Genomic DNA, 11,578 nt, shown 5'->3' with positions numbered 1-11,578 from the left:
AAATTTAGTTGAATCCTCTTGGATTTGCTGTTATTTCTACAAAGTCATTAGTAGAATTATTGGTGTCCTGAAGAACGATTCTTCCGCCAATTGTGGTTTTGGTTTTTCTGATAACCGATTTTGAAGAATAAGATCCGCTTGTTAAATAAGTATTTCCCCCGTCGATTTCTGCCGGCAGTTTTTTAGGTACAAAACCTGAACCTAAATCTTTTGTAAGTTCTACACCATCTGTAAGTACTGAATGTGGAATTTGTAAATATAAGTTCTTGTCACCTTTAGGATTTTTATAGCTTTTCAGACTGGCAAGGTCAGCAGCATTCATGTTGAAAATTGCAATGGCCTGTCTTCCGTTTGGATCCAGGATCATATCATTGTTTCCGTTCCCCCAGTAAGCAATTTCTAAATCAGGCACTGCCGGATTTTGCATGTCAAATTGATAAAGATCGCCAAGATATGTTCCTAAAAAAGATTCAAAATCAGCCCCGCTTAAATCTACTGTTAAATCAGGTTCCACTATACTTACTGTTTTTCCTGAATTATCGGTATAGTTTGTTTTGTGGTTAATAGCATTTTGAGCGATTACAATACTTTTTCCTGGCTGTACCGGATATTCAGTACCATTTCCGGGAATTCTAAAAACATTAGAAGCATAGACATAATTGGTATTGGCATCGTCGCCTAAAGTCATATCTGCAGATTTACTCCAGTCGAATTGTCCTGTAGAAAGCGTGTAAGCATAAACAGTTGAAACATTGGAACCATATAACTGTGCAATTAGTAATCCATCGGCATACTGAACTTCATTTGAATTGTTATAAATCTCAATAAACTGGTCTCTGAAAACAGCTCCTTTTTTTGTGTCAGAACCTCCGTAGTAAATCTGTTTTATTACAAAATCCCCCACTCTTGCTGTTTTCATTGTGATTTCTTTTGAACCGGTTTCTGCATTTACAAGCAAACTGGTTTCAGCACCATTAAAATTAATTTCGGCTTCAGCTGGTGTATAACCAAATGTTTCGGTGAACTCTGCAGATAACATCACTTTAGTGGCAGAAACCGAGTAAACTCCTGGTAAAATCTGACTGAAAAGCGCATTACCTGTGGCATCTGCTTCTACAGTATACTTATTTCCGGTTTCATTATTTACAAGAACAACAGTGGCGTTTTTTACGGCCAGATTATTGAATGTTTCATCGTATTTAAGTGAGATCGTTAAATTTACAGGCGTTAAGGCTTCATCATCGCTGCTGCTGCAGGATTGTATCAGTAATCCCAGAAGGAATGTTATAGAAATAAGGAATGTTTTTTTCATAGTAATATATATTTAGTTTAAAATTTGTAGTCAAGTCGTGTTCCAAATGAAAAAGTGGCAATGTTTGATAATATTTTATTGCCGGAATCATCAATATAAAATGGTTTTAGATTTAGGAAATTAGTAGCATACAGAGACACACTAAAACCATTTAAAAAATCTTTGGAAACCCTTAGATGAAAATTGTGCAGCATGTTTTTCAGCTTATTTTCAGTTTCAGCTGATTGTTTGATAAGATGTCCGTATTTTAAGGTATTCGTCTGGTCTTCAACCGGAATTTCATGATAAACAAGATCAGCATCTAAATAACCATTTGGATAATTACTTGTAGGGTTCCTTGAATTTCGAAGTAAAATATGCTCGCTTCTCATCGATACCAGTAAACCAACAGCCGGAATATGATAATTGAAATTGAAACTTGTTGTAAAATTGTCGGTCAGACTATTACGGGGATTGAATACACCATACCTTTCTGCTGATAATAGATTGGTTGAAGCGTAGTATTCTCTGACATCCGAAAAATCTTTGGTATAGGTATAAGAAGCATTCATACTAATGTCAAGATTCAGTGATTCTATTTTTTTAAAACTGATAATTGCTTCTACACCTTTATCTTCTGAACTGTTGCTGTTGGTAAGACTGTTATTAAAATAGTAATATTTTTCAGTTCCTACGATTTGATAATAGGGCAGATCTGTTCCTGTAACAATAATTTCAGCTTTCGGAATTTCTCTGTAAACTGGGATTTTTTGACCGGAAAAACCATTGTATAATTTGTTGTAGTACCCCGTGAAATTCACGGAGGCAAAAGGTAATTTTACATCCAGTCCAATTTCAGTCCGATATGATTTACTTGGTTTTAAATTCAAATTGTCCCCGGGAGCGATGATAGTCTGAATCCAGGCTTTTTGATAAAGGCCCGGATACGTATAAATACCGCTGCCTACTATTTTATCAAAATACCGTTCACCGGTATAAATCTGGTTTAAAGAAGGTGCTTTTGACGACATTCCTAATCCGCTTCTTACCCTGAATGTTTCATTAAATGTAAAGGATGAATTGATACGGGGCTGTAATGAAATATCTCCTAACTGATTGTCAAACCGCACTCCCAGGTCGATATTTAAAACCTGATTGCGGGCAAATTTTTTAAATATTTTATCCTCAATATAAGCTGATAACTGATATTCTGTTTTGGCATTATTAAAGTTGTAATCTCTGTAGCCTATAACGCTGTTTCCTTCATTGGTAAGGGTATAAAAATTTAATAAACCTTCAGTGGCATTTTTTCGGCCTTCACCTTTATTGGTACTGGTTCGGTTTGAAACCCCAAAAACCAGACTATGAACCCAGCCCGATGTACCACTCAGTGTTTTGGTACCTTCCAGTGTCAGGAAGGTTGAAACAGGAATACCTTCTACCGTACTGACGCTTGTATATTGCGACGGAACAATAACAGCTTCATGGATTCCTTCTTCAAAACTGTCTGTTGCTGCAGAAGCAGAAGAATTTCTCCATTTTTCCCTGCGGGAGAATTGCCTGTCATAACTGAAACTGGCATTTACATTAATACCATCTACCCATAAATTTTTAGGTTTCCACATGAAATTGTCTGAAATAGAAAAACCCGTTTTTTCATTTTTTACTACCTGAACGCCAATGTCGTCAGGATCACTTTTTGAATCATCCAGATTCGTCCTGAATGAAGAAGTTACCGTGTTTTTTATAGTAGCATCATTGTTTTTATACTGCCAGGACAGGTTTCCGTTTATTCTTTCATAATTTAAAATATTATCTCTCGGATCAGCTTTGGAGTCCAGATAATTGACGGCGAAATTCATAGAATGGTTAGCGTTGAATTTAACACCTTTAGTAAGGTTCAGTTCAGACGTTGCATCTCTTATGGAAGCAGAAACACGATAAGGACTGCTGCCGACTTTGGTGGTTATTAAAACAAGCCCTGAGGTAAGATCGCCATATTTAGCAGAAGGAATTCCCTGAATAACCTTTATTTCTTCTATATTATTAGTTGAGATCTCTCTTAAATCTACTCCCGAATCGGTATTGGTAAAAATATTTTGTCCTATGCCGAACGAATCTCCAAGACCTGAATTTGGGTTAAAAGCCTGCATGTTTTCATTATTGGAAATAGGTATGTCATTCATTACGAAAGACGTACCAAATGCTTTTGCCGAATAGTTAATAGAAGTAACGCTGGCAGTCCGGAATACAATATTTTTAAACTGATTAAGATTAAAACTTGTTGTTGTCTGACCTGGAAGCTGTTTAAGAACATCATCTAATGAAAAAGCCTGAACGTTGTTAATAGCATTTTTTCCTAAAGTGAGTTCAGAATATTGTCTTTGTTTTTCTGCTGTAACAATAACTTCTTTCAAACGCAGGGTATTATCTTCCAGATAAACCGTAATTGAATTCTGGTCACTTTTTAAAGTTTCATTGATGTCTTTTTTTCCCAGTACAGAAAAATTAAGTTCAATGTTTTGATCGTAGGCAAAAGAAATTTTAAAGTTTCCGTCTTTGTCTGAAATAGTCCAGTTATCCGTTTTTGTGTCCCGAATTAGTACTCCCGATAAGGGAGAAGAAATTTCTTTGTCTATTACCTTACCCGTAATAACGCGCTGAGAAAAAACGGTACAGGAAATGAAGAGGAAAAGTAAAACAGAACGCATTGTGTTTAATTAGAATCAATAAAAATAATAATGCAAATTTATTGAGATTTCTTTGTGAAGCAATGAAAAATAAGGGATTCTATTATTTGGGATATTTTGTTTTGTGAGAAAAAAGCATTTAGTATCTATAAAAAATGAAGTTGTATCTAATTGGTAAACAGGTAAATGCTGCAGTAATTGTTTTGTAAGAGTAAACAGTCAGATTTTTTTAAGTGCGATGTAGGTATGATGTACTTATAAACAAAATATTTCTGGTTAATTGTTTTGATTTTTTTGTTTTTGATGTCAAAAAAACGAGATTTTACTAATGGTTTTTTAAGTTTTTGTTCTTAAAAAGCAGACTATAATTTGTACACATTTCAGTCTTTAAAAAAAATAGTTGTCAATTTTTCGGTTGTGTGTACAAGTATATCCGGGATATTTTTGCATGGATCAACACGATAAATTATGACAAATTTTGAAGAATTTAGGAGGCTGCATTATGGTAATGAGCCCTTATTGCTGGCGAATGTATGGAGTGTACAAAGTGCGCTTCAATATCAAAAACTCGGATTTAAAGCAATAGGTACATCAAGTGCCGCCGCCGCCGCTGAACTGGGATATGAAGACGGCGAAAAAATGCCGTTTGAGGATTATTTCTTTATGATAAAAAGAATTCTGTCAGCTATTCAAATCCCGTTAACGGTAGATTTGGAAGGAGGTTATGGAAAGAATCCCGAAGAAATCATTTCGAATATTATACAATTACATAAAATGGGTGCCGCAGGAATTAATATCGAAGATTCAATAGTACTAAAGTCCGGACGTGAAATAGTAAATGCCATTGATTTTACAGCAAAACTAAAAACAATTTCACAAGGTTTAAAATCAGCCCATATTTCTGTTTTTGTCAATATACGCTGTGATGCTTTTCTTTTAAATCTTCCGAATGCTTTGGAAGAATCAAAAGAAAGAGCGGCACTTTATCAAACGGCCGGTATAGACGGAATTTTTCTGCCCGGTATTACCCGCGAAAAAGATATAAATGAAATTACCAGATTTACAAAACTGCCCGTAAATGTAATGTGTATGCCGGATCTTCTTAATTTTGATAAATTAAAAGAATGCGGTGTTAAGCGTATCAGCATGGGGAATTTTGTACATGCTTATCTTGACCGCTGTCTGGAAAACATCACTAAAGAGATAGTCGAACAGCATAGTTTTGCTCCTGTTTTTAAATCCTGATTATGAAACTGACAGAGGATATAATGTATGAAGCGGCAGTAAAAAAAGATTCTTCTTTTGAAGGTGTTTTTTTTACGGCGGTGAAAACCACCGGAATTTTCTGCCGGCCGACCTGCACGGCCCGAAAGCCGAAACGGGAAAATGTAGAGTTTTTTACCCGATCAAAAGACGCGATATTGAAAGGGTACAGACCCTGCAAGGTTTGCTGTCCGCTTGAAAAACTCAATGAAACACCCGGTTTTATAAAAGAAATTTTAAAGGAATTATCTCAAGATCCGTCTTTAAAATTTAAAGATGATGATTTGGTAAAGCGCGGTATTGAACCCAGTAAAATGCGGCGTTGGTTTTTAAAAAATCACGGGATGACATTTCAGGCATACCAAAGAATGTTTCGTATTAACAATGCTTTTAAAAAAATTAAAGAAGGCGAAAGTATAACAGCTGCCGCTTTTGATTCGGGTTATGAATCCCTGAGCGGATTTAATGATTCTTTCAAATCCGTATTTGGAGTTTCGCCAAAAAACAGCAGGACCCATACTATAATCGATCTTAAAAGAATACAAACACCGTTGGGAACTATGTATGCCTGCGCTGTTAAAGAAGGAATCTGCCTTCTTGAATTTACGGACAGGAAAATGCTGGAAACGGAGTTTAAAACTTTGGCGAAAATACTCAATGCTTCTATCGTTCAGGGAGAAAATGAACATTTTTCAGTTTTAGAATCCCAGCTCAGTGAGTATTTCAGCGGAAAAAGAAAAGAATTCAGCATTCCCCTTTTTTCACCCGGAACCGATTTTCAAAAGCTCGTATGGAACGCTTTAACCAAAATACCGTACGGAGAAGCAAGATCCTATAAAGAACAGTCGGCTGTTATTAATAAAAACGAAGCTGTAAGAGCGGTGGCCAATGCCAATGGCATGAACAGGATTTCCATACTCATTCCGTGTCACAGAGTCATAGGATCAAATGGCGAACTCACCGGATATGGAGGCGGACTATGGCGGAAAAAGTGGCTGCTCGAACTGGAACAAACCCATAAGTAAAAACCTGTTTTTAAAAGTAATTCAGAAAACAGCTGTTACAGCACGCCTGTTTAGAATATTTTCTAAATAAAAAGGAGCCGAAAATTAATTTCTCCGGCTCTTTCCTCTATTTTCTAAAGTCTATTTTCTAAAGTCTATTTTCTAAAGTCTATTTTCTATCGTCTTTCTTCTATTTTCTATCTTCTATTCTCTAAAAAAAAACTAATCCAGTGATTCCGTAAGTTTTCTAAAAATAGATTTAGCGTCTTTTCCTTCATATAAAACGGCATAAACTGCATCGATAATTGGTGTTTTGGCTCCGTAACCCTGATTTAGTTTATAAGCACTTTTTGTGGCATAATACCCTTCGGCCACCATACTCATTTCCATCATGGCACTTTTTACGGTATATCCTTTTCCAATCATATTTCCGAACATTCTGTTTCGGGAGAAAATGGAGTAACCCGTAACTAATAAATCGCCCAGATAAGCTGAATCATTAATATTACGTTTCATTTTGTGTACTTTACGAATGAATTTTTTCATTTCGCGGATAGCATTACTCATCAAAACGGACTGGAAGTTATCGCCATATCCTAAACCATGGGCGATTCCGGCAGCAATAGAGTAAATGTTTTTCAGCATGGCTGCGTATTCTGTACCAATAATGTCATCTGAGATTTTGGCTTTGATGTAATTTCCGGAAAGTGATTTCGCTACGGTTTTAGCTTTATCCGGATCACCACAGGCAATGGTCAGATAAGAAAGTCTTTCCAGAGCGACTTCTTCAGCATGGCACGGACCGGTAATTACTCCTATGTTGTAGTAAGGAATATCATATTGTATATGAAAATGTTCGCCTACAATTAAACTCGTTTCGGGAACAATACCTTTAATAGCCGAGAAAATAATTTTATCCGATAAGGAAACCGTCATGTTCTTTAATTCGGAATCCAAAAAAGCAGACGGAATGGCAAAAATAATGTAATCAGCATATTCGATTGCTTCGTTAATATTGCTGGTTAGTTTAAGTTTATTGGTATCAAATTCAACAGAACTTAAATAATTAGGATTGTGTTTGTATTTCTGAAGATGTTCAATGGCAGATTCATTACGCATATACCATGCAATTTCTGAAAGGTTCACACACAACATTTTGGCAATTGCCGTTGCCCAGCTTCCTCCTCCAATTACTGCAAATTTTAACTTTTCGCTCATTATTTTATTAATTTGAAACAAAAGTACTTAATAAAGTAATAATAACATAAAATCTGATTTAAGAAATTTGCCAAAGCCCTTCACACCGGTTTCTTTTGAATAAAAAGCAGCTGAATTGTAATAAGATATTCAGTTTTAGAATCTGAATTTGCCCTAAAAACAGTATTTTTGAGAAATTTCGTTCCGTTATGACTTCTAAATTTTTAACTCTTGTTATTTTATTTACAACGGTATTTTCTTACTCCCAAAATATGGAACCACTTTATTTCGACGCCGATTGGAAAAATACCACTAAAGAAAACGCTTCTTTTTATAGAATGCAACCTTTAAAAAAAACAGGAAATCTGGTTTTAGTTGAAGACTTCTACATCAATAAAACGCCACAATTTCAGGGATATGCTTTTCAGGATAATGAAGACAACTATGTTGGAGATGTTGTTTGGTTTGATGAAAATGGTTTTGATGCTTCTTTTTATCAATTTTATAATTTTTCTGGAGTTTCCAGTCTAACGTATTATTATCCAAATGGTAAAAAGTTTAAAACCATTCAGTACAAAAACGGACGAAAAGATGGTGAAACCATTATTTACCATGAAGACGGTTCTGTATTAATGAAAGGAAAATATGAAGGAGGAAAACCTGTAAACGGTGATTTTGAAGACGTTTTAAATTGGGATGATTACCGATTGAACAAAGCCGATAACGAAGCACAAAGAGAAGAACCAATCCGAATGACGGAAGCAATGATCATTCGTGATGAAACAGGAAAAACCAAAAGCAGACAGATTATCAGAAAAAAGATATTCTGGGCAAATTCAAAACAGTTGGCTCAGGAAATATGGTATGATATTGCAAATGGTAATACAGAACCTTTTAAGCAGATTAATTATGAAAAATCCGGAAAAATTTTACAGACTATAAATGAAAGTGATTTTGAGAAATACGGCCGCAGCATTTCAAATGGAGATGTTTATGACTATTATTTTCAAAACAAATTGGCAGTAGAGGTAAAATCTAAGACGACTTATAAAAACGGACAAAAAAATGATATTGCCCTGGAATATTATCCGGACGGAAAAGTTTTTAAAGCAGCAAAGTATAAAGATGGAGAAATGGAAGGCAGTCAAACTGAATACAACGCCGACGGAACTTTAAAAGAAAACCATACCTATAAAAACGGAAAGCCTTACGATGGTAATTTTGACGAGAATTTTTCCGGGAGTCTGTACGTTAATCTTAATTATGTAAAGGGAATAAAAGAAGGAGAAGCCATTGCGAGAGCATCCAAAAATGATAGTATTGTTGCTAAAGGGATTTATAAAAACGATAAACCTTTTAATGGAAGTTTTATTATAGAAACAGGTGAAGACCGCCATGAATTAATTCAGGTTACAGATTTTAAGAAAAACGGACTGCAGAAAGTATTTAGTTACAGCCTTGAGAATATTCATAAAACCTATAACTGCCTGGATGATGTGCTTAATGGAGAAACTATTTTTTATAATGCCGGTGAAACAGCCGGAAAAATGGAATACAAAAATGGAGAACCCTATGAAGGAAAACTGGTTGAAGCCCGGAAAAATACAATCTATAAAAATGGTTTCATAACAGAAGAAATTTATTTTGGAAACGGATGTAATGCGAAAGAGGAGGATAATATTCTGAAAACGGTTTATTTTGAAAATGGTAAAAGAACCAAAATCGTCGACACATCTTTTTTAATTGCTTCAGAAAAGAAAGAAGCTTATATTGGAATTTATGAGGATGATAAACCTTTTTCAGGATATTTTGCCACAGATTTTAACGAACTTAATCATGTTGATTATTTTGAGAATGGAATTATCAAATATCAGTATTCCAATGATTTTCTTAAGAATGCAGATCATTACTGCCAGATTTCGGATTACAATATAAAATCGGTTTATAAAGACGGAAAAATAGTTGACGGGCCGGAATATACCAGATTTGACCGTCATTTTGTTTCCAGATACTGGAAGAACGGTGTTTTGCAGCGTATCGATCTGGATTTTTTTGCCGTGAATTATTTTAATCGTTTTCATTTTGAACTGAAGAATAAGGAGATTGAATTTTCGGATCTTCAGGGGAAAAATCGGGGAAAGATTGTTTTAGAGAAATCAGGTACTAAAAAAATGGCCAGACTGATTCTTAGAAGTAAAACCGTTTCTGTTAGTTCTTCGCTGGACATAGACATGACTATACCTGCCGAAACGGGCCGCATTTTGTATTTTGAAAACAAAAACGATATCGGAGCTAAAGTTTTTGACTGGGGAAAAGAGGATACAGATTATGGATCAGAATTCAGAATCTTTAAAGCCTTATTTGTTCTGTGTATTGATCCGGATAAAACGACAGAAGAAAATTTTAATTTACTTGCTGAGAAAATAGTTTCAGAAAAAGATCCGGAAGTTCTGTTTGGAAGCCGCGATAAAAGTACTATCATAGCCGGATTAACCTTCGACAAAAATAGAAAACCCGAAATAGGCACTCTAATTTTAAAAACAGATAAAAACAGTTACGATTTAAAATTGTATGCAGACGGAAAAATACTGGAAGAAAAGAAAAATATTGAACCCGGCAGTGTCAGAGAAGAAGCAGAATTATTAGACGCCGTCCTGACTAAAAAACTAAATGAAAGTTTTAAATAAAAGATGGTGAAGGAACTAAATAAATCAATAAAAAAAATAATTAAAAAATATTTTTAAGTCTGTACAATAAAATGCAGCAGGCCACGTTGTAAGTCTTTAGAAATTAGAATTTTAATGAATTTATCAAGATTTGAGTTAGTTAGTTTTGTTTTAGTATTTTAAAAAGGCGTTCCTATTTTTCATAAGAACGCCTTTTTTTATCAAATTCCAATTAAAAAATTCCAAATTCCAAAGAGCTTAAGATTGGAATTTGGAATTTTTTAATTTGGAATTTATCCATTAATAACTAAGTTCCACAATAGATTTCACTTTATCTAAAGTCACTAATTGATTTTCACCAAGACCTTTCCAGCCTCTTTCATCAAAACGATTTACGATAAAATCAGCTGTATTGCTGTAGTCTTCGGTGTATTGCGAAAGTTTAGTGTCCATTCCCATGGTATGGAAAAATTCAACTGTTTTATTGATGGCTTCTTTGGCCACTTCTTCATCAGAACCCGAAAGATTAAAAATACGTCTTCCGTATTGTGCCAGTTTTCCTTTTTTACTTTCGAACATTACCGTATACAAACTTGGGCCGATAATAGCCAGAGTTCTGGCGTGATCGATTTCATATAAAGCCGTTAATTCATGACCAATCATGTGGGTTGCCCAATCCTGAGGAACTCCTTTCTGAATTAATCCGTTTAAAGCCATTGTACAGCTCCACATAAAATTAGAAGCCAGTGTATAATCCGTTGGATTTTTAACTACTCCGGGACCTATTTCGATCAAAGTCTGTAAAACCCCTTCGGCAATTCGATCCTGAAGAAAAGCATCATGCGGATAGGTCAAATATTGCTCCATTACGTGCGTGTAAGCATCTACCACACCGTTTTCGATTTGTCTTTTTGGTAAAGAAGCAATTACAGTAGGATCGCAGATAGAGAATTTAGGAAACAAAGCGCTTCCGCCCGAAGATAATTTTTCCTGAGTGGCTTCAATGGTTACCACATAACCTGAATTCATTTCGCTTCCTGTTGCTGGAAGCGTTAAAACAGTTCCAAAAGGCATTGCATTTTCTTTAATCAGAATGCGTTTCTGCAGAATATCGATCGGGTTTCCTTCAAAATAAACGGCAGCCGAAATAAATTTCACACCATCAATAACAGATCCACCGCCAACAGCCAGAATAAAGTCAATTTTTTCAGCTTTAATAACAGCAACCGCTTTCATCAAAGTTTCAAATCTGGGGTTGGGTTCGATGCCGCCAAATTCCACAATTTCAAAACCTTTTAAGTTTGTGATTACCTGATCGTAAATTCCGTTTTTAAAAATACTTCCGCCGCCGTAAGCCAAAAGAATTTTAGCATTTTTTGGAACTAAAGTCGAAAGTTTTTCAATTTGTCCTTTCCCGAAAACTAAGTTTGTCGGATTGTATAATTCAAAGTTGAGCATGATTTTTTT

The 11,578-nt window shown here is 35.2% G+C and carries 7 protein-coding genes; 3 read left to right on the top strand and 4 right to left on the bottom strand.

Annotation, left to right across the window (positions count from 1 at the left end):
• Window positions 1-4: 4 nt before the first annotated feature.
• Window positions 5-1,312: a DUF4876 domain-containing protein gene (locus ACODST_RS15980; protein WP_488933101.1), complete on the bottom strand. Its 1,308-nt coding sequence runs from the start codon at window positions 1,310-1,312 to the stop codon at window positions 5-7.
• Between the two features lie 17 nt (window positions 1,313-1,329).
• Entirely contained in the window at window positions 1,330-4,002 is a 2,673-nt protein-coding gene (locus ACODST_RS15975) for a TonB-dependent receptor (protein WP_488933100.1), read from the bottom strand.
• A gap of 447 nt (window positions 4,003-4,449) precedes the next feature.
• Between ACODST_RS15975 and ACODST_RS15970 the strand changes: the two genes are divergently transcribed.
• Together ACODST_RS15970 and ACODST_RS15965 are read left to right on the top strand one after the other, a co-directional pair.
• Window positions 4,450-5,226: an isocitrate lyase/PEP mutase family protein gene (locus tag ACODST_RS15970; protein ID WP_488933099.1), complete on the top strand. Its 777-nt coding sequence runs from the start codon at window positions 4,450-4,452 to the stop codon at window positions 5,224-5,226.
• A 2-nt stretch (window positions 5,227-5,228) separates the two neighbouring features.
• On the top strand, window positions 5,229-6,269 hold the full coding sequence (locus ACODST_RS15965; protein ID WP_488933098.1) for a bifunctional transcriptional activator/DNA repair enzyme AdaA: 1,041 nt from the start codon (window positions 5,229-5,231) through the stop codon (window positions 6,267-6,269).
• 201 nt (window positions 6,270-6,470) lie between these two features.
• Here ACODST_RS15965 and ACODST_RS15960 read toward each other — a convergent pair whose 3' ends face one another.
• A complete protein-coding gene (locus ACODST_RS15960; RefSeq protein ID WP_488933097.1) occupies window positions 6,471-7,466 on the bottom strand; it encodes an NAD(P)H-dependent glycerol-3-phosphate dehydrogenase in 996 nt (331 codons plus the stop codon).
• Window positions 7,467-7,717: 251 nt separating this feature from the next.
• Here ACODST_RS15960 and ACODST_RS15955 point away from each other — a divergent pair, with 251 nt between their 5' ends.
• Window positions 7,718-10,132, top strand: coding sequence for a toxin-antitoxin system YwqK family antitoxin (locus ACODST_RS15955; protein ID WP_488933096.1), 2,415 nt, complete (start codon window positions 7,718-7,720; stop codon window positions 10,130-10,132).
• Window positions 10,133-10,411: 279 nt separating this feature from the next.
• Here ACODST_RS15955 and ACODST_RS15950 read toward each other — a convergent pair whose 3' ends face one another.
• Window positions 10,412-11,569: an iron-containing alcohol dehydrogenase gene (locus tag ACODST_RS15950; RefSeq protein WP_488933095.1), complete on the bottom strand. Its 1,158-nt coding sequence runs from the start codon at window positions 11,567-11,569 to the stop codon at window positions 10,412-10,414.
• Window positions 11,570-11,578: the final 9 nt, after the last annotated feature.

Source organism: Flavobacterium sp. FG19, assembly GCF_057809475.1.
The sequence above is the reverse complement of the archived record's forward strand: the minus strand, read 5'-3'. Positions and strand labels throughout refer to the sequence as shown.

Excerpts from the sequence above, each read along its gene's own strand:
- ACODST_RS15950 (WP_488933095.1), bottom strand. The coding sequence starts at position 11,569 with ATGCTCAACTTTGAATTATACAATCCGACAAACTTAGTTTTCGGGAAA.
- ACODST_RS15970 (WP_488933099.1), top strand. The coding sequence starts at position 4,450 with ATGACAAATTTTGAAGAATTTAGGAGGCTGCATTATGGTAATGAGCCC.
- ACODST_RS15975 (WP_488933100.1), bottom strand. The coding sequence starts at position 4,002 with ATGCGTTCTGTTTTACTTTTCCTCTTCATTTCCTGTACCGTTTTTTCT.
- ACODST_RS15960 (WP_488933097.1), bottom strand. The coding sequence starts at position 7,466 with ATGAGCGAAAAGTTAAAATTTGCAGTAATTGGAGGAGGAAGCTGGGCA.
- ACODST_RS15965 (WP_488933098.1), top strand. The coding sequence starts at position 5,229 with ATGAAACTGACAGAGGATATAATGTATGAAGCGGCAGTAAAAAAAGAT.
- ACODST_RS15980 (WP_488933101.1), bottom strand. The coding sequence starts at position 1,312 with ATGAAAAAAACATTCCTTATTTCTATAACATTCCTTCTGGGATTACTG.
- ACODST_RS15955 (WP_488933096.1), top strand. The coding sequence starts at position 7,718 with ATGGAACCACTTTATTTCGACGCCGATTGGAAAAATACCACTAAAGAA.